This is a genomic window from Micromonospora sonneratiae, assembly GCF_042679305.1.
GTDB lineage: Bacteria > Actinomycetota > Actinomycetes > Mycobacteriales > Micromonosporaceae > Micromonospora_H > Micromonospora_H sonneratiae.
In genome coordinates, this window is the sequence record NZ_JBHTMP010000099.1 from 1 (window position 1) to 18,070 (window position 18,070).

Annotated in this window: 15 protein-coding genes and 1 pseudogene; 11 read left to right on the forward strand and 5 right to left on the reverse strand. The window is 68.6% G+C overall.

Going from position 1 to position 18,070, the window contains the following annotated elements; translation table 11 throughout:
* From ACFQ4H_RS32755 to ACFQ4H_RS32790, 8 genes and pseudogenes are all read left to right on the forward strand, one after another.
* Positions 1 to 608: pseudogene (locus ACFQ4H_RS32755) on the forward strand (hypothetical protein); the annotation flags it as partial.
* Between the two features lie 136 nt (positions 609 to 744).
* Complete coding sequence (locus ACFQ4H_RS32760) at positions 745 to 1,053, forward strand: YbaB/EbfC family nucleoid-associated protein (protein ID WP_377578806.1); 309 nt, start codon at positions 745 to 747, stop codon at positions 1,051 to 1,053.
* A gap of 10 nt (positions 1,054 to 1,063) precedes the next feature.
* Positions 1,064 to 1,657 (forward strand): recombination mediator RecR, encoded by a 594-nt coding sequence (recR, locus tag ACFQ4H_RS32765; protein WP_377578780.1) that lies wholly within the window; start codon positions 1,064 to 1,066, stop codon positions 1,655 to 1,657.
* 339 nt (positions 1,658 to 1,996) lie between these two features.
* The gene (locus tag ACFQ4H_RS32770; protein ID WP_377578782.1) at positions 1,997 to 3,673 is read left to right on the forward strand and encodes an ABC transporter substrate-binding protein; all 1,677 of its coding nucleotides are present in this window, start codon (positions 1,997 to 1,999) and stop codon (positions 3,671 to 3,673) included.
* A gap of 95 nt (positions 3,674 to 3,768) precedes the next feature.
* Positions 3,769 to 4,776, forward strand: coding sequence for an ABC transporter permease (locus ACFQ4H_RS32775; RefSeq protein ID WP_377578784.1), 1,008 nt, complete (start codon positions 3,769 to 3,771; stop codon positions 4,774 to 4,776).
* A 70-nt stretch (positions 4,777 to 4,846) separates the two neighbouring features.
* A complete protein-coding gene (locus ACFQ4H_RS32780; protein WP_377578786.1) occupies positions 4,847 to 5,821 on the forward strand; it encodes an ABC transporter permease in 975 nt (324 codons plus the stop codon).
* A gap of 57 nt (positions 5,822 to 5,878) precedes the next feature.
* Positions 5,879 to 6,862 carry an ABC transporter ATP-binding protein gene (locus ACFQ4H_RS32785; RefSeq protein WP_377578788.1) on the forward strand — a complete coding sequence of 328 codons (984 nt, stop codon included), beginning with the start codon at positions 5,879 to 5,881 and terminating at the stop codon, positions 6,860 to 6,862.
* Positions 6,863 to 6,932: 70 nt separating this feature from the next.
* Positions 6,933 to 8,063 carry an ABC transporter ATP-binding protein gene (locus ACFQ4H_RS32790; RefSeq protein ID WP_377578790.1) on the forward strand — a complete coding sequence of 377 codons (1,131 nt, stop codon included), beginning with the start codon at positions 6,933 to 6,935 and terminating at the stop codon, positions 8,061 to 8,063.
* Between the two features lie 76 nt (positions 8,064 to 8,139).
* Here the strand turns inward: ACFQ4H_RS32790 and ACFQ4H_RS32795 are convergent, their stop codons facing one another.
* Together ACFQ4H_RS32795 and ACFQ4H_RS32800 are read right to left on the reverse strand one after the other, a co-directional pair.
* Entirely contained in the window at positions 8,140 to 8,532 is a 393-nt protein-coding gene (locus tag ACFQ4H_RS32795; RefSeq protein ID WP_377578808.1) for a hypothetical protein, read from the reverse strand.
* Positions 8,424 to 9,083, reverse strand: a complete 660-nt coding sequence (locus ACFQ4H_RS32800) for an HNH endonuclease family protein (protein WP_377578792.1) — start codon at positions 9,081 to 9,083, stop codon at positions 8,424 to 8,426. Before ACFQ4H_RS32800 ends, ACFQ4H_RS32795 begins: the two co-directional genes overlap by 109 nt.
* A 99-nt stretch (positions 9,084 to 9,182) precedes the next feature.
* Between ACFQ4H_RS32800 and ACFQ4H_RS32805 the strand changes: the two genes are divergently transcribed.
* Complete coding sequence (locus ACFQ4H_RS32805) at positions 9,183 to 10,640, forward strand: MFS transporter (RefSeq protein ID WP_377578794.1); 1,458 nt, start codon at positions 9,183 to 9,185, stop codon at positions 10,638 to 10,640.
* Between the two features lie 69 nt (positions 10,641 to 10,709).
* Here ACFQ4H_RS32805 and leuA read toward each other — a convergent pair whose 3' ends face one another.
* Both leuA and ACFQ4H_RS32815 read right to left on the reverse strand, forming a co-directional pair.
* A complete protein-coding gene (gene leuA, locus ACFQ4H_RS32810; RefSeq protein ID WP_377578796.1) occupies positions 10,710 to 12,506 on the reverse strand; it encodes a 2-isopropylmalate synthase in 1,797 nt (598 codons plus the stop codon).
* A 468-nt stretch (positions 12,507 to 12,974) separates the two neighbouring features.
* Positions 12,975 to 13,754 carry a hypothetical protein gene (locus ACFQ4H_RS32815; RefSeq protein ID WP_377578798.1) on the reverse strand — a complete coding sequence of 260 codons (780 nt, stop codon included), beginning with the start codon at positions 13,752 to 13,754 and terminating at the stop codon, positions 12,975 to 12,977.
* A 337-nt stretch (positions 13,755 to 14,091) separates the two neighbouring features.
* Here ACFQ4H_RS32815 and ACFQ4H_RS32820 point away from each other — a divergent pair, with 337 nt between their 5' ends.
* Both ACFQ4H_RS32820 and ACFQ4H_RS32825 read left to right on the forward strand, forming a co-directional pair.
* A complete protein-coding gene (locus ACFQ4H_RS32820; protein WP_377578800.1) occupies positions 14,092 to 15,372 on the forward strand; it encodes an aspartate kinase in 1,281 nt (426 codons plus the stop codon).
* 6 nt (positions 15,373 to 15,378) lie between these two features.
* Positions 15,379 to 16,437 (forward strand): aspartate-semialdehyde dehydrogenase, encoded by a 1,059-nt coding sequence (locus tag ACFQ4H_RS32825; protein ID WP_377578802.1) that lies wholly within the window; start codon positions 15,379 to 15,381, stop codon positions 16,435 to 16,437.
* 118 nt (positions 16,438 to 16,555) lie between these two features.
* On the opposite strand, the gene ACFQ4H_RS32830 is transcribed toward ACFQ4H_RS32825, so the two are convergent.
* Positions 16,556 to 17,938, reverse strand: a complete 1,383-nt coding sequence (locus ACFQ4H_RS32830; protein WP_377578804.1) for a GGDEF domain-containing protein — start codon at positions 17,936 to 17,938, stop codon at positions 16,556 to 16,558.
* Positions 17,939 to 18,070: the final 132 nt, after the last annotated feature.

The window sequence follows — 18,070 nt, forward strand, 5'->3', positions numbered from 1 at the left end:
GGGCAGCCCGTACGCCCGCCGGGGCGGCTGCTGGCGGTGACGGGTGGCCGGAACCGGCTCGCCCCGGCGGCAGCAGTCCGGCGGCTCCGGTGGCAGCGGAACCGAGTCGTACCAATGGCAGCACCGGCAGCGGCAGCGGTGGAACGTCGGCCAACGGCACGTCGGCGAACGGTTCGACCGCCAACGGCACCGCTGCCGGCGGCAACGCCAACGGCGCGGCGAACGGTGGTCCGGCCGTTGGCAAGGGACTCGCGGCGGCGCGGGCGGCGGCGGCCGGACGCGGGCAGCGTAACCAGCTAGCGGCGCAGCAGCGTACCCAATCGGCGGGGCACCAGGTCGCGGACAGTGACTGGGCGGGTGAACCGCCCTACGACCCGGAGTACGACGGGCCGCCCGAGTCCGCCACCGCGACGACGACCGCGACCGCGACCACGGCCGCGCCCGCCAGCACCTCCACCGGTTTCGACGGGTTCGACCCGGGGGACGAGCCGCTGGACGACATCGTCGACGAGCAGATCACCCGGCAGACCAGCGAGCAGCAGGCGGTGCAGGTCTTCCAGCAGGCGTTCCAGGGTGTGGAGCGGATCGACGAGCCCAACGCGAGATAGTGGTCGAGTCGAAGTGGCCGGGTACGGCGACTAGGCTTGGCGACGGCCGAGCAGACTGACGAGCAGAGCCGTACAGACTGACCGAGCAGACGAGTGTGAGAAGGAGCCAGCCGTGCGCCCCGGTGGACAGCCCAATATGCAGCAGATGTTGAAGCAGGCGCAGAAGATGCAGCAGCAGATTGCTGCCGCGCAGGCTGAGCTGGCTGAGGCTGAGCTGACCGGTACCTCCGGTGGCGGCCTGGTCACCGTCACCATCTCCGGTGTCGGTGAGATCAAGTCTGTGAAGATCGACCCGAAGGTGGTCGACCCGGACGACGTGGAGACCCTCGAGGACCTGGTGGTGGCGGCCGTACACAGCGCGAACGACGCGGTACGCAAGCTGACCGAGGAGAAGATGGGTCCGGTCACCGGCGGCATGGGCGGCCTCGGCCTGCCCGGTTTCTGAGCACCGCCAGATGTACGAGGGTGTCATCCAGGATCTGATCGACGAGTTGGGCCGGCTCCCCGGGGTCGGCCCGAAGAGCGCCCAGCGGATCGCCTTCCACGTCCTGTCGGCCGATTCCGCCGACGTGGCCCGGCTGGCCACCGCGCTGCGCAAGGTGAAGGAGCTGGTGCGGTTCTGCACCGTCTGCTTCAACGTCGCCGAGTCCGAGCAGTGCCGGATCTGCCGTGATCCACGCCGGACCGACGAGGTGCTGTGCGTGGTCGAGGAGTCCAAGGACGTCGTCGCGATCGAGCGGACCGGTGAGTTCCGGGGCCGCTACCACGTGCTCGGTGGGGCGATCAATCCGCTGGAGGGGATCGGCCCGGACAACCTTCGGGTACGCGAGCTGATGGCCCGGCTCGGGACCGGCAACGTACGCGAGTTGATCCTCGCGACCGATCCGAACACCGAGGGTGAGGCGACCGCGACGTACCTTGCCCTGATGGTCAAGCCGATGGGTATCTCGGTCACCCGGTTGGCCAGTGGTCTGCCGGTTGGTGGCGATCTGGAGTACGCCGACGAGATCACTCTCGGCCGCGCGTTCGAGGGCCGTCGCGCGATCTAGATCGATTACTTCGCGTGATCTTGATGGATCGGCGCCTCTCCGTACTTTCCCGCCAGTAACCAGTAAATGGTGGGATGTCATCGATGCCGCTCGCCGACCCCGCTCCACAGTTGCCCAACCCGCGTCGATCAGTGCCCCGACCAGGGGATTCGATGCATCTGCGGGTATGACAGGTGGTGACTTGGGCGGTACCCGCCTCGTTTCACTACCTTCGACTTGGTGTCGGCTTGATAGAGATTCACGAACGGGCGTTCCGTTCGGGTGCCTGCGCCCACTACCGTGCCGCTCACGGACCGTGCCATAAACCCGGCGTTGGTCATGCGCATACAGAGGTGAGAGATGCAGGCGAGAAGGCTCAAAACGGCGGTAGCCGTCGCGGCCACTGCTGTCCTGGCAGCCGGTGCGGCCGGCTGTGCGGAAAGTGACCGGGACAACGGTGGTGAAGCCAAGACGGGGGGCGGCACCTTCATCTTCGCCGGTGCCGGCGATCCGAAGAACTTTGACCCGATCTTCAACGACGATGGTGAGTCGTTCCGGCCGATCCGGCAGATGTACGAGACGCTGGTGACCCACAAGCCCGGCACCGCAGACCTGGAAGGTGGTCTGGCCGAGAGCTGGGAGCACGACCCGACGGGCAAGATCTGGACCTTCAAGCTCCGCAAGGGCGTGAAGTTCCACGATGGCACGGCGTTCAACGCCGCTGCGGTCTGCTTCAACTACGACCGCTGGTACAACATGAAGGGCGCGGCCGCCCAGAGCCAGATGATCTACTACACCGACATCTTCGGCGGGTTCGCCAAGAACGAGGTGGAGGGCCTGGGCCAGCCGGTCTACAACAAGTGCGAGGCCAAGGACGAGAACACCGCCGTACTGACCCTCAACCAGTACAAGGGTGCGTTCCCGGGCGCGTTCGCGCTCACCGCCTTCTCGATCTCCAGCCCGGACGCGCTGAAGAAGCACGACGCCGACAAGGTCGTCCAGAACGGCGACTCGTTCGAGTACAGCGCGTACGCCAACGAGCACCCGGTCGGCACCGGCCCGTTCACCTTCGGCGGCTGGGACAAGGCCAAGAACGAGATCACCCTGGCTCGTAACACCAGTTACTGGGGTGAGCAGGCCAAGGTCGAGAAGGTGATCATCAAGGTCATCAAGGACGAGAGCACCCGCAAGCAGGAGCTGCGGGCCGGCACGGTGCACGGGATCGACTTCCCGGCCCCGGCCGACCGTAAGGCGCTGGCCGACGAGGGCTTCCAGGTCCTCAACCGGCCCTCGTTCAACATCCTCTACCTGGGCATCAACCAGAAGAACCCGAAGCTGAAGGACCTGCGGGTGCGTCAGGCGATCGCCTACGCGCTCAACCGTGAGCAGCTCGTGCAGACCAAGGCACCGGGCGGCTCCAGCGTGGCCAGCCAGTTCCTGCCAGAGGGCGTGCTCGGCTACGCGCCGGACGTGCAGAAGTACGAGCACAACCCGGAGAAGGCCAAGCAGCTACTCAAGGAGGCCGGCGCCGAGGGCCTGACGCTCAACTTCTACTACCCGCCGGACGTGACCCGGCCGTACATGCCGAACCCGCAGGAGATCTTCACCGTCCTCGCCAACGACCTCCAGGCCGTCGGCATCAAGGTCAACGGTGTTCCCCGCCCGTGGAACGGTGGTTTCAAGGACGACGTCCAGCAGTTCGGCAAGCACGACCTGCACATCCTGGGTTGGACCGGTGACTACAACGACCCGGGCAACTTCGTCGGCACGTTCTTCGGGCGGGCCAAGGACGAGTTCGGTGACCAGGCCATGACCGAGATGTTCGACGCCATCACCAAGGCGGACGCCACGGTCGACGAGGCTGCCAAGAAGGCCGCCTGGGAGCAGGTCAACCGGGACATCGCCGCCAAGTGGCTGCCGGCCGTGCCGGTCTGGCACGCACCGCCGGCGATCGTGGTCACCAAGGATGTCAAGGGCGTGGTTGCCAGCCCGCTGACCGCCGAGGTGTTCGACACCGTCACCGTACCGGCGAAGTAACCAGCCGCCAGTCAGGCACAGGTGCGGCCCGGACCGGGAATGTGTTCCCGGTCCGGGCCGCCCTGCGGGCACTCAAGAATCCTGGTGTGTGAAGAATGTTGCGAGTCATAGTCCGCCGTCTGTTACAGATGGCGGTGACCCTGATTGCGCTCTCCGCGCTGATCTTCATCTGGCTGCGGAACCTGCCGGGTGGTCCGATCGACGCGCTCCTCGGTGAGCGGGCCACCCCTGAACGACGGGCGCTGCTGACCAAGGCGCTCGGCTACGACCAGCCGATCTGGGTCCAGTACGGCCGGTTCATGAAGAGACTGGTCACCGGCGACTTCGGTAACTCGATCCGTACCGGTGAGCCGGTGACGGAGGTGATCGCCCGGGCGTTCCCGGCGACGATCGAACTGGCCCTCGCCGCCATGATCATCGCGGTCGGCTTGGGTATCCCGCTGGGCTACCTGGCCGCCCGGTATCGCGGCCGGATCCTCGACAACCTGACGGTCGCCGGCACGCTGCTGGGCATCTCCATCCCCATCTTCTTCCTGGGCTACCTGCTCAAGGACATCTTCACCCAGGACATCCACTGGTTCCCGCCGTCCGGCCGACTGACCACCGGCATGGACAACACGAACGTCACCGGCTTCTTCGTGCTCGACGGGCTGTTGACCCGTGAGTTCGACGCCAGTGCCGACGCGCTGTGGCACCTGCTGCTGCCCGCGATCACCCTGGCCACCATCCCGCTGGCGGTCATCGTGCGGATCACCCGGGCCAGCGTCCTCGACGTACTCAACGAGGACTACGTACGGACCGCCGAGGCCAAGGGCCTGCGGCATCGTACGATCCGGGGCCGGCACGTGCTGCGCAACGCACTGCTGCCGGTGGTGACCGCGATCGGTCTCCAGACCGGATCGCTGCTGGCCGGCGCGGTGCTCACCGAACGGGTCTTCAACTGGGGCGGGCTCGGCACCCTGATCAACGATTCGATCACCGGCAGCCGCGACTACCCCGTACTCCAGGCACTGATCCTGCTGGCGGCGTTGGTCTTCGTCACGGTCAACCTGCTGGTGGACCTGTCCTATGCGGTCATCGATCCCCGGGTGCGTGTCCGATGAGCGAACGTAGTGAGCGAACCCGCCGGTTCTGTGTGTCTCATGGCGTCGGTGAGCGAAGCGAGGCGGCGGCATGAGCGAACGTAGTGAGCGAACCGGCGGTGGTATCGCAGTGCTGAGCGAGAAGAAGAAGGCCCGGCTCGACGCGCTGGCCAAGTCGACCGCCAGCACCGGCGGCGTCAGCCTGTTCCGGGATGCGGTGCGTCGACTGCGGCGCAACCCGGTAGCCATCGTGGGCGCTGCGATCGTCGGGTTGTTCATCCTGGTGGCGATCTTCGCTCCACTGATCGCCCCGCATGATCCGGTCGAGCGGTTCCCCGAATTGACCAGGGACCTGCGGGTCGACAACATCCCCGGGGCGCAGGACGGGTTCCCGCTCGGCTCGGACCCGTTGGGGCGCGACTTTGCCTCGCGGCTGATCCACGGTGCCCGACAGACCCTCTTCGTCGGTGTGGTCGCGACGCTGATCGGGCTCGCGATCGGCGTACTGCTCGGCCTGCTGGCCGGTGCCGTCGGCGGCTGGGTCGACATGATCCTGATGCGGGTCACCGACGTCATGCTGGCCCTGCCCGGCCTGCTGCTGGCCATCACCCTGGTCGCGCTGGCCAGCAAGTCCAGCCAGTGGACGGTCATCATGGCGGTGGCGATGGTCAACGTACCGATCTTCGCCCGATTGCTCCGTGGCTCGATGCTGGCACAACGCGAGAGTGACCACGTGCTGGCGGCCCGGGCGCTCGGTGTACGGCAGCGGGCGATCGTACTGCGGCACATGCTGCCCAACTCCTTGACCGCGGTGATCGTGCAGGCCACGCTCACCTTCTCGGTGGCCATCCTGGAGGCTGCCTCACTCTCCTTCCTGGGGCTGGGCGACCCGGACCACAACCGGGCCGAGTGGGGCCTGATGCTCGGCGTCGACGGCCAGCGCTACTTCGAGGTACGCCCGGAGTTGGCCTATTTCCCGGCACTGGCGATCATCATCGTGGCACTCGGCTTCACGCTGCTGGGTGAGGCCATGCGTGAGGCCATCGACCCGAAGAACCGGCGGTGATGGTGCTGTGATCGTGAGAATTGTGCACGGCTGCGGCAGGTACGAGGGAGAACCGAGATGACCCTGCTCGACGTACGGGATCTCAGCGTCGTCTTCACCCGGCGCGGCGAATCCTCCTTCACCGCGGTGGACGGTGTCAGCTTCAGTGTGGAGCCCGGTCAGACCGTCGGTCTGGTCGGCGAGTCGGGCTGCGGAAAGAGCGTGACCAGCCTGGCGATCATGGGACTGCTGCCGAAGCGGGGCAACAAGGTCAGCGGTGAGGTGCTGCTGGACGGGGTCGACCTGCTCAAGTTGCGCCCGGATGCGATGCGCGACCGGCGGGGCCGGGAGATCGGCATGATCTTCCAGGACCCGCTGTCCTCGCTGAACCCGGTCATCCCGATCGGTGTGCAGGTGGCCGAGGTCCTCGAACGGCACCAGGGACGGGACCGCAAGCAGGCGTTGCAGGAGTCCCGGGACCTGCTGGACGCGGTCGGTATCCCGGATCCGTCCCGCCGGCTCAGCGAATATCCACACCAGATCTCCGGCGGGATGCGGCAGCGTGCGCTGATCGCCATCGCGTTGGCCTGCAAGCCCCGGTTGCTGATCGCCGACGAGCCCACCACGGCGCTCGACGTCACCATCCAGGCGCAGATCCTGACGCTGCTCAAGGAGTTGGTCGACGAGACCGGCACCGCCCTGATCATGATCACCCATGACCTGGGCGTGGTCGCCGGGCTCTGCGACACCGTCAACGTCCTCTACGGCGGCAAGGTGGTGGAGACGGCCGACCGGCACCGGCTCTTCGCCGAGCCACGGCACCCGTACACGCATGGTCTGCTGAACTCGGTGCCCCGGCTGGACTCGCCCCGGGGCGAGCGGCTGCACACCATCCGAGGCTCGGTCGCCGACAACATCCCCTGGTCGGAGGGGTGCGCGTTCGCGCCCCGCTGCGACCGGGTGGTGGACGCCTGCGTGGGTGCCACCCCGTCACTCGAACCGACCGCCAAGGGCAGCCACTTCCGCTGCAACAACCCCGTCCGGCAGGAGGTGGCGGCATGAGCGAGCGAAGCGAGCGAATCATCCAGCGCTGTGAGTCTCATGGCGTCGGTGAGCGAAGCGAGGCGGCGGCATGAGCGAGGCCAGTGAGGGCACGAACGTGGGCGAGCGGTCGAGCGACGCGCCGTTGGTGGAGTTGCGCGACCTGAAGGTGCACTTCCCGATCAAGAGCGGCCTGCTCATCGACCGTACGGTCGGCTACGTCTACGCCGTCGACGGGGTGTCCCTGTCGATCCGGGCCGGTCAGACGTACGGGTTGGTCGGCGAGTCGGGGTGCGGCAAGTCGACCCTCGGTCGGGGTCTGCTCCGGCTGGTCGAGCCGACCGACGGGCAGATCATCTTCGACGGCACCGATCTGCGTACGCTCAAGGGCGAGGACATGCGTCTCGCCCGGCGGCGGATGCAGATGATCTTCCAGGATCCGCTCTCCAGCCTCGATCCGCGCCAGTCGGTGCAGTCCCTGCTGGTCGAGGGACTCAAGGCGCACGGGCTGGCCGGGGACAAGGCCGAGACCACGAAGCGGCTGCGGGACACCCTCGACTCGGTCGGCCTGCCGGCCTCGGCGCTGAGCAAGTATCCGCACGAGTTCTCCGGTGGGCAGCGGCAACGGATCGGCATCGCCCGGGCCCTGGCGCTCGGGCCGGACCTGATCGTCGCCGACGAGCCGGTCTCCGCGCTGGACGTGTCGATCCAGGCGCAGGTCCTCAACCTGATGGAGGACCTGCAGACCGAGCGTGGACTGACGTACCTGATCATCGCGCATGACCTGGCGGTGGTCCGGCACATCGCGGACACGGTCGGGGTGATGTACCTCGGTGGCCTGGTCGAGGAGGCGTCCAGCGACGACCTCTACCGGGCACCGATGCACCCGTACACCAAGGCGCTGATGTCTGCGGTGCCGGTGCCGGACCCGTTGGTGGAGGACCGTCGGGAACGTATCCTGCTGGCCGGTGACCTGCCCTCGCCGGTCAACCCGCCGTCCGGGTGCCGGTTCCACACCCGCTGCCCGTGGGCCCAGCCGACCCGGTGCGCCGACGAACGGCCGGCGCTGCGGGAGACCGCCGCCGGACACCGGGTGGCCTGCCACTTCGCCGAGGAGATCGCCGCCGGCAAGTTGCGGGCGCACGAGGTGGAGCCGGAACTGGTGCGACCGACCGACAGCGGAGGCTCCGGTGACGGTGGCGAGTTGATCGCGACGCCGTAGCCCGGTCGGTGCTGGGCGTTGGGAAGGGCCCCTTCTAAGGCGGGAAACGCCAGGAAGGGGCCCTTCTCCTTGCAGCTCAGCCCAGGGGGCGGTGGAGCAGGCCGACCGCGATGTCGTGTACGGCGTCGAGACCGGTCGCGTCGGGCAGGGCGGCCCGGCCCCCGGTTACGACGTACCACTCGTCGGCGTCCTTGTACTGGATGTGCAGGGTGACCTGACCCGCCTGGAATTCGGTGCGCAGGGTCAGGTCGCCGGTGATCACGCCAACCTCGTCGGTCATCACACCGCCCGGTCCGGCGGTGATGTCGGTGGTACGGGTGGCCGGGGCGTCGTGGCCCCCGCCGGCGTTTGGTGCCTGGGTCATCGGCATGTACTCAGCATGTCGGAAAGTGCGGCCTTTTCGGCATCGGTCACTGAAAGTTTCCAATGGTGCTTGACAGTGATCCAGTCCTGGGCATATTTGCACCAGTGTTCACGATTTGCTGGCTTCCACTGGGCCGGGTTCTGGTCACCCTTGGACCGGTTCGAGGTGGCGGAAACCGCCAACAGTTGCGGCCGGGTCAGGTCGTTGGCGAAGTCGCCCCGCTTCGTGTCGTCCCATTCGTCCGCACCGGAACGCCAGGCGTTGGCCAACGGGACCGTGTGATCTATATCCACATCGGACGGATCGGAGAAGTTGCCGTTGTCGTAGATGCTGATCCAGCGCCCGCCGACCACGTTGCAGCCGGAGAGCTTGATGTCGGTGCCGTCCCGCTGGAGCACACTGTCGCGTACGTCGCAGTTCTTGCCGGTCTTACGCCAGTGCGGGAACCGCTTCCGGTTGTACCCGCTCATCGAACCCTCGCTGGCCACCTTCAACTGGCTGAGCTGAGCTGACGCGTCCCCACTTCCGGCCGGGGCGGACGGAGCAGACTGCGGGTCTTCGGGAACGGCGCAGCCGGCGCCGCCGAGGGTGAGCACCGTCGCCAGCGTAGCTACGGCGGTCCGCCAGGAACTTGATGTGGTACGGAAGAACGGCACCCCCACAGCTTGCGCGGTTTCCGCCCGGAGGCACAGTACATCGGAGCTGTTTTTGGCGTTTCGTGGTATTAGCCACGTCCCACCGGGCAGATTGGCACCATGAGCCAGCCCGTTGCCTCGCTCCGACTGGCCAGTGCGGCGGGCCGGGGGACCCTGCTGGCCGCAATTCTCGCATCCGGCATGGTCTTCCTGGACAGCACGGTGGTCAACGTGGCCCTGCCCCACCTGGGCGCCGCGTTGCACAGCGACACCGCCGGTCTGCAATGGACGGTGAACGGTTTCCTGTTGACCTTGGCTGCCTTCGTGCTGCTCGGCGGCGGCTTGGGGGACCGGTTCGGCCGGCGGCGGATCTTCCTGCTGGGCGTGCTGTGGTTCACCGGTGCTTCGCTGCTGTGCGGGCTGGCGCAGAGCATCGAATGGCTGATCGCCGCCCGGTTCCTCCAGGGCATCGGTGGTGCACTGCTGACGCCCGGATCACTGTCCCTGATCCAGGCGAGTTTCCACCCCGACGACCGGGGCCGGGCGATCGGAGCCTGGTCCGGGCTGATCGGAGTGTCGACCGCCCTCGGCCCGTTCGTCGGTGGGTGGCTGATCGACGCCCTGTCCTGGCGGTGGATCTTCCTGATGAACGTGCCACTGGCGGTACTCGTCACGCTGGCCGCGCTGCGTTGGACCCCGGAGAGCCGTGATCCCGCAGTGGACACCCACCCCGGGGGCGGCGACGGCAGTCGCCGCGGGCGGGACCGGTCCCGGTTCGACCTGGCCGGCGCGCTCCTCGGTGCGTCAGGGCTGGGCGGGGTCACGTACGCCCTGATCGAAGCCAGGCAGTTCGGCGGCGGATCCTGGCGGGTGGTGCTCGCGGCGGTGGTGGGGGTGGCTGCGGCGGTCGCCTTCGTACTGGTCGAACGACATCGGGGCGGGGCCGCGATGCTGCCCCCCGAACTCTTCGCCAGCCGGCTCTTCACCGTGCTCAACTGCTACACCGTCGTGGTCTACGCGGCCCTGGGCGGTCTGACCTTCTTCCTCGCCGTACACCTACAGACCGTGGCCGGGTACTCGGCGCTGAAGACCGGGCTGGCCACCCTGCCGATGACGATCCTGCTGCTGGTCGGTTCGCCCCGGGCCGGGGCGCTGGCCACCCGGATCGGCCCGCGACTGCCGTTGACGGTCGGACCGGTGGTTGCCGCCGTCGGGTTCGTCCTGCTACGCGGGATCGGGCCGCATGCGCACTACTGGACCACGGTGTTTCCCGGTGTGGCGCTGTTCGGACTGGGGATGACCATGGTGGTGGCCCCGTTGACCGCGTCGGTGCTGGGGGCCGTGGCGGACCGGTTCGCCGGGGTGGCCAGTGGGGTCAACAACGCGGCGTCACGGGCCGGCGGCCTGCTGGCGGTGGCGGCGTTACCGCTGCTGGTCGGGCTCTCCGAGGCCGGGTACGACATCCCGGGCGAGTTCGCCGTCGCCTTCCGGGCGGCGATGTTGTGGTGTGCCGGCCTGATGCTGGGAGGTGCGCTCCTGGCCGCGTTGCTGGTCCACCGACCGGCGCAAAGGCATTGAGCGGGCCGGTGGCGAAACAGTGAGCGGGCCGGGAACTGGACGTCCCCGGCCCGCTCAACCGACGGTCGGTCAGCCGCGTACCCGGTTGACCGCGCTGGTCACCGCCCGTACGGAGGCGGTCACGATGTTGGCGTCCAGGCCGACCCCCCAGACCGTACGACCATCCACCTCACACTCCACGTACGCCGCAGCCTGGGCGTCACCACCGGAGGACATGGCGTGCTCGTGGTAGTCGAGCACGCGTACCTGGATGCCCAGGGTGTGCAGCGTGTTGACGTACGCGTCGATCGGGCCGTTCCCGACCGCGGACAGCGACTGGCGCTCGCCGGTGAAGTCGAGTTGGGCGTCGATCTCGACCTTGCCGTCGACGGTGGCCGTGGTGTAGCCCACCAGCGACAGCGTCGGGTTGGGCTGGTGGTCGACCAGGTACTCCTGGGCGAAGATCTCCCACATCCGGGCGGGCTCGACCTCGCCGCCGTCGGCGTCGGTGAGGTGCTGCACCACGCCGGAGAACTCGATCTGGAGCCGCCGGGGCAGGTCCAGCTGGTGTTCCGCCTTCATGATGTACGCGACCCCGCCCTTGCCGGACTGCGAGTTGACCCGGATGACCGCCTCGTACGTCCGGCCCAGGTCCTTCGGGTCGATCGGCAGGTACGGCACCTCCCACGGGTGCTCGTCGATCGGCACCCCGGCGGCAGCCGCGTCGGCGGCCAACGCGTCGAGGCCCTTCTTGATCGCGTCCTGGTGCGATCCGGAGAACGCGGTGAAGACCAGGTCGCCCGCGTACGGGTGGCGCTCGTGCACCGGCAGCTGGTTGCAGTACTCGACCGTCCGCTTGATCTCGTCGATGCCGGAGAAGTCGATCTGCGGGTCGATCCCGTGTGAGAACAGGTTGAGCCCCAGCGTCACCAGGTCGACGTTGCCGGTGCGCTCACCGTTGCCGAACAGGCAGCCCTCGATCCGGTCGGCACCGGCCAGCAGGCCCAGTTCGGCCGCTGCGACGCCGGTGCCCCGGTCGTTGTGCGGGTGCAGCGACAGGATGATGCTGTCCCGCCGGGGCAGGCGCCGGTTCATCCACTCGATCGAGTCGGCGTAGACGTTGGGCATGGCCATCTCGACGGTCGCCGGCAGGTTGATGATCAGCGGGTGGTCGGGGGTCGGGTCGATCACGTCGATCACCGCCGAGCAGACCTCGAGCGCGTACTCCAGCTCGGTGCCGGTGTACGACTCCGGCGAGTACTCGTAGTAGATGTCGGTGTCCGGGGCATGGATCTCGGCGTACTTCTGGCACAGCCGGGCACCCTGGGTGGCGATGTCGGTGATGCCGTCCCGGTCCAGCCCGAAGACCACCCGACGCTGGAGCGTCGAGGTGGAGTTGTAGAAGTGCACGATCGCCCGCTTCGCGCCCCGCAGCGACTCGAAGGTGCGCTCGATCAGGTGCTCCCGGCACTGGGTCAGCACCTGGATGGTCACGTCGTCGGGGATCAGGTCCTGCTCGATGAGCTGCCGGACGAAGTCGTAGTCGGTCTGGCTGGCCGAGGGGAAGCCGACCTCGATCTCCTTGTAGCCCATCCGTACCAGCAGCTGGAACATCCGCCGCTTGCGTTCGGGGGACATCGGGTCGATCAGGGCCTGGTTGCCGTCGCGCAGGTCGACCGCGCACCACCGGGGGGCGGACTCGACCCGTCGGCCCGGCCACTGGCGGTCCGGCAGGTCGACCGGGAACTGACGGTGGTACGGCTGGTAGCGCTGGTACGGCATACGGCTGGCCTGCTGCCGGGCGATGGGGTCAGCGGCGGTGCCGGCTGCGGCAGCAGCGTCTTCGGTGGTGGCGGCAGCCTCGAATTGGCCGGCTGGATGTGCCATGTGGAGATCTCCCGTGATCACGTGGGATTGAGCGTTGAGCGGCGTTGGTGCCGGGATCCGGGTCGTGGATGCCGGGATCCGGGTCCTGCGATCGACGATGTCGATCCGGCTGGCCGAGCGAAGGTCGACCGATGTGCTGGACGGCGCGCGTCAACTCCGCGACGAGGTGCCGGCCGGATGGGCCTCGTCGCGGCACGGAAGGAGGAGCGCCTGCCACATAGCATTTGCGACCTTATGAGATTGAGACGAGATCTGGAAAATCCCGTCCATCAAGTGGGACGTGCAAGTGGGACGTGCCGACCGTCGGTCGGGTCCGGGTCGGTTTCGACCCGTCCCGAGTTGCCGGTCCCGAGCAGCGGAAACAGGCCGACGGCAGGGTCGAGTCTGCCGCATCGGACGGTGCGGCAGCGAGAGGGCGTTACCCGATGTGAGCGAATGCACTCGTGGAGTGAACGACCGTTCAGGTGGTTACTGGTTCGAGCCGGGGCTCGTCGTCGGTGAGGCCGGGGTGGGTGGAGCGGCCATCCGTAGCGGCTCACCGGTGACCACCGGCCCGGGCAGCGAGATCGTCGGGGGCGGTGCGCCCGGCGTGCCGGCCAGGGTGAGGGTGCCGAAGGCCAGGCGGGCACCGGTCAGGGTGCCCTGGGGGTCGTAGCAGTAGATGCCGACGTCCAGCGGGGAGTTGAGCGAGGCGGAGGTCGACTCGACCGAGAAACAGGTGCCCTGGGCACCGGGCAGCGGTCGGCTCGTGGAGATGTCCAGCGGAGCCTGCCGGTCGGTCAGCACCCGCCGCCAGTCGGTGAACGGGTGCTGCACCCGGGGGTCGATCGCAGCGGCCAGCCGGCCGTTCGGGTCGGCGACCCGAACACAGGTGGGCGGATCCGACCGCTGCACCGAGGGCAGTGCGCACTGGAAGATGCCGTCCGCCGTCTGGGCCACCGACACGTCGGCGGTGCCGCCGAGCGCGCCACCCGGAATGTCGACACGCCAGGTGTGGTCGGTCGCGTGGGTGACGATGACCGTACGGTTCGGTCGACCGGCGGCGGCAAGCGTGTACGAGGCCACCATGTGCCGGTCCTCGGCCGCCGCCGCCAGCGCGGCGAGTTTCGCCCGGGCGTCGTCCGCCGTACCCGCGGAAGCGCCGGTGGTGACCAGCGGATCAGCCGGTGGTGGGTCGGAGGAGCAGCCAGCCAGCAGGATCGGCGCGACGAGTACGGCCAGGCCCAGGAGCCGTCCGCCCCGGGGCACGGCCCGACGGGAGTGGGGAATCCCACGCCAGCCGGGGCCGGCACGACGGCCGGCTCGGGTGAGCCTGCGGCCGGCGGGGACGAGCCCACGGCTGGCAGGGCTGGGAAGGGCGGCACCGGGTCGCACTCGCACCCCGCCATTGTCGGATGTGATCACGTCTTGCCGTACAGGTACCCGGGTCCGGCCGTACGGCGTGTCGTAGGCCTCAGCCGGATGGTGGGATCACACGCCCCGACTTCGTGACCCTACCGATACCCTGAGGAGGTCTCATACGGCGCCGCCGGCCCCTAACCGGCGGCGTTGGCACGCTCAGGACCCTCGGAGGGAGTGGCCGCTCGTGGCACTGGTGGTGCAGAAGTACGGCGGCTCCTCCGTCGCCGACGCGGAGCGGATCAAGCGGGTGGCTGAGCGCATCGTCTCGGCCCGTAAGGCCGGTGACGACGTGGTCGTCGTGGTCTCCGCGATGGGTGACACCACCGACGAACTGCTCGACCTGGCGCACCAGGTCAGTCCGTTGCCAGCCGGGCGGGAGCTGGACATGCTGCTCACCGCCGGGGAGCGGATCTCGATGGCGCTGCTGGCCATGGCGATCCACAACCTCGGTTACGAGGCGCGGTCCTACACCGGCTCGCAGGCCGGTGTGCTGACCACCTCCGTGCACGGCCGGGCCCGGATCATCGACGTCACCCCCGGGCGGTTGCAGAGCGCACTGGACGAGGGGGCGGTCGCGATCGTCGCCGGCTTCCAGGGCGTGTCGCAGGACACCAAGGACATCACCACACTGGGCCGGGGTGGTTCCGACACCACCGCCGTGGCACTGGCGGCGGCGCTGAACGCCGACGTCTGCGAGATCTACACCGATGTCGACGGGGTCTTCACCGCAGACCCCCGAATCGTCTCCAACGCACGTCACATCAAGCAGATCACGTACGAAGAGATGCTGGAGTTGGCGGCCTGCGGCGCGAAGGTGCTGCACTTGCGCAGCGTCGAGTACGCGCGGCGAGCCGGGTTGCCGATTCACGTGCGCTCGTCATACTCGACCAACACCGGCACCATGGTCACCGGATCGATGGAGGACCTTCCTGTGGAGCAAGCACTGATCACCGGGGTCGCCCACGACCGGAGCGAGGCGAAGATCACTATCGTCGGCGTTCCGGACGAGCCGGGGGCCGCTGCCCGGATCTTCGAAACGGTCGCCGGCGCCGAGATCAACCTCGACATGATCGTCCAGAACGTGTCGACCGGGGTGCCGGCGTCGCAGAGCGCTGGTCGTACTGACATCTCCTTCACGTTGCCGAAGGCTGACGGGCCGACCGCCATGGCGGCCCTGAGCAAGATCCAGAACGACATCGGGTTCGTCGGCCTGCTCTTCGACGACCACGTCGGCAAGGTGTCGCTGATCGGCGCCGGGATGCGCTCCCACCCGGGCGTGGCGGCCAACTTCTTCGCCGCGCTCGGCGAGGCCGGGGTCAACATCGAGATGATCTCCACTTCCGAGATCCGGGTCTCGGTCGTGTGCCGCGACACCGACCTCGACGCCGCCGTCCGGGCCGTGCACGACGCGTTCGACCTCGGTGGTGAGGACGAAGCCGTGGTCTATGGCGGGACCGGGAGGTAGCTCCCCATGGCCAAGCCCACCCTCGCCGTTGTCGGGGCGACCGGTGCCGTCGGCACCGTCATGTGCGATCTGCTCTCCGCCCGCAAGAACGTCTGGGGTGAGATCCGGCTGCTGGCCTCCGCCCGCTCCGTGGGGCGGCAGGTTCGTTGCCGGGGCGAGGAGCTGACCGTCCAGGCGCTGACCCCCGAAGCGTTCGACGGCGTCGACGTTGCGATGTTCGACGTCCCCGACGAGGTCTCGGCGCAGTGGGCACCGGTCGCGGTGGCCCGGGGTGCCGTGGCGGTCGACAACTCCGGCGCGTTCCGGCTGGACCGGGACGTGCCGCTGGTGGTGCCCGAGATCAATCCGGAGCAGGTCCGCAACCGGCCCAAGGGCATCATCGCCAACGCCAACTGCACCACCCTCGCGATGATCGTGGCGGTTGCCCCACTGCACCGCGAGTACGGCCTCCGGGAACTGGTTCTCGCCTCGTACCAGGCCGTCTCGGGTGCCGGGCAGGTCGGTGTCGACACCCTGCACGACCAGCTCACCAAGATCGCGGGTGATCGGGTACTGGGCTCCCGGCCGGGCAACGTACGCCAGGCCGTCGGTGACGACCTCGGGCCGTTCCCCGCCCCGATGGCGCTCAACGTGGTGCCCTGGGCCGGCTCGCTGGCCGACGGCGGATGGTCCTCGGAGGAGCTGAAGCTACGCAACGAGTCGCGCAAGATCCTCGGTCTGCCCGACCTCAAGGTCTCCGCCACGTGCGTACGGGTTCCCGTGGTCACCGGTCACTCGGTGGCCGTACACGCCGTCTTCGGTGCCGAGGTGGACGCCGAGGGGGCACGGGAGGCGCTGCGGAACGCGCCCGGGGTGATCCTGGTGGACGATCCGGCGGCGGGGGAGTTCCCGATGCCGATCGACGCGGTCGGCACCGACCCGTCCTGGGTCGGTCGGATCCGGCGCTCGGTGGACGACCCGAGGGCGCTCGACCTCTTCGTCACCGGGGACAACCTACGCAAGGGCGCGGCGCTGAACACCGCCCAGATCGCCGAGTTGCTGGCCGCCGAGATCTCAGCCCGCTGATCGGCGGGGGACGACCCCGTCATCGCCAGGGTGGCGCCCGCATCGGCGTGGAGGGCCCTGATCCGTGCGGGTGGCTCCCGGCGGGAGACCGGGCTGACGGCTGAGGGCTGACGGCCGGTCAGACCGGGGCCAGCCGGACGCCGTCCCGGCCGTCCCGCTTGACGCCGTAGAGCGCCTCGTCGGCCCGGCGCAACGTCAGCTCGGGCGGCTCACCGTCGTGGCGCAGGGCGACCCCGACACTGATCGTCCGGTCGATCCGTCGGGCCGCGTCGGCCAGCCGCTCGGCGATACCGACGGCCTCCTCCGGCCGGGCCACCTCGATGACGGCGACGAACTCGTCACCACCGATCCGGTACAGCTCGTCCCCCTGGCGCAGGGCTGCCTCCAGCGCCCGGGCGAGATCCACCAGCACCTGGTCACCGACCTGGTGGCCGTACGTGTCGTTGACGATCTTGAAGTCGTCCACGTCGATGGCCAGCAGTGCCGTACGGCCGGGGGTGGCGGCAGCGATGCGTTCCCCGAACGGCCCGTGGTGTCGTAGGCCGGTCAGCGGATCGGAACTGGCGAGTTCGTGCAGCTTCGCCAGGCTGCCGAGGCGGTCCAGGCAGGTCCAGGTCTGCGTGGCGATCAGCTCGACCAGGTTGACCGTGCTCGAATCCGGGGCGATCCGCTGCTCCTTGGCCACCAGCAACACGCCACCGGTGTCCGCAGGGCCGATCGGCACGCTGACCAACGTGCCGACCCCGGCCGCGATCAGCGGCTCGTGGTCGGTTATCGGCGGAGCGCCCGGGTCGGTGACGGAGTACGCCGGACCATAGCGGTGCGCCCACCCGTTGAGCCGTTCCAGCGCGGGCTGGCCACCGTCGGCGAGCCCGGCCCGGATCCGGGCCTCCAGCCCACTCAGCGGAATGGTCGCCGGACCGACCCACAGGCCCCGTGAGCGGGTCAGTACGAGGATCGCCGCGCTGAACCCGGTGATGTCGCGAGCCGCCTCGGTGGCGGCGGTCGACAGCTCCCGTTCGGTCACCGCCGACGTCAACGCGGTGGCGTGCCGCAGGGTCCGCTCGCTGCGGCTCTCCAGCGCCGGTCCGCCGAGCTGCCCGATGCGTACGCCGAGCCGGCCGGCGATCTGCTCGACCGTGGCCCGCCACTGGGCCAGGTCGACCGGATCGGTCCAGGCCAGGTCCAGCACGCCGACCGGGCAGCCCGAGGCGTCCACGATCGGGCTGCAGATCTGTGCGGTGACGCCGGGGGGCAGCGGAAGGTGGTCGCCATCGGCCGGGACCGGGGACGCGGTCTCGGTCTTGCCCGAGGCGTAGACCCGACCTGCGGTGCCGACCCCCGGCGTGACGCTGGACGAGATCTGCCCAGCTCCGGTGGCGGCGACGGATCGGAGGCGGTCGTGCACCGGCAACAGTACGGAGACCCGGGCGGGCGTACGCCGTCCGAGGGCGGACACCGTTGCCCGGCAGGCTGCCAGGACGGTTGTCGCCCTCGGCATACGAGCCGCGACGTCGCGGATGATTCGTTCGTGATCTAGTGTTTCGTGATCCTGATCGGTTTACTTTGAGTTGTTTGCCACGAGTTTCTTGATGTTGGTTTGAACGAGTTGGACTTTGGCGAGGATGTCGTC

Bases quoted from the DNA above. Each gene is read 5' to 3' on its own strand.
- ACFQ4H_RS32805 (WP_377578794.1), top strand. From the start codon at position 9,183: ATGAGCCAGCCCGTTGCCTCGCTCCGACTGGCCAGTGCGGCGGGCCGG.
- ACFQ4H_RS32790 (WP_377578790.1), top strand. From the start codon at position 6,933: ATGAGCGAGGCCAGTGAGGGCACGAACGTGGGCGAGCGGTCGAGCGAC.
- ACFQ4H_RS32760 (WP_377578806.1), top strand. From the start codon at position 745: ATGCAGCAGATGTTGAAGCAGGCGCAGAAGATGCAGCAGCAGATTGCT.
- ACFQ4H_RS32770 (WP_377578782.1), top strand. From the start codon at position 1,997: ATGCAGGCGAGAAGGCTCAAAACGGCGGTAGCCGTCGCGGCCACTGCT.
- recR (WP_377578780.1), top strand. From the start codon at position 1,064: ATGTACGAGGGTGTCATCCAGGATCTGATCGACGAGTTGGGCCGGCTC.
- ACFQ4H_RS32825 (WP_377578802.1), top strand. From the start codon at position 15,379: ATGGCCAAGCCCACCCTCGCCGTTGTCGGGGCGACCGGTGCCGTCGGC.
- ACFQ4H_RS32780 (WP_377578786.1), top strand. From the start codon at position 4,847: ATGAGCGAACGTAGTGAGCGAACCGGCGGTGGTATCGCAGTGCTGAGC.
- ACFQ4H_RS32830 (WP_377578804.1), bottom strand. From the start codon at position 17,938: ATGCCGAGGGCGACAACCGTCCTGGCAGCCTGCCGGGCAACGGTGTCC.
- ACFQ4H_RS32785 (WP_377578788.1), top strand. From the start codon at position 5,879: ATGACCCTGCTCGACGTACGGGATCTCAGCGTCGTCTTCACCCGGCGC.
- ACFQ4H_RS32775 (WP_377578784.1), top strand. From the start codon at position 3,769: ATGTTGCGAGTCATAGTCCGCCGTCTGTTACAGATGGCGGTGACCCTG.
- leuA (WP_377578796.1), bottom strand. From the start codon at position 12,506: ATGGCACATCCAGCCGGCCAATTCGAGGCTGCCGCCACCACCGAAGAC.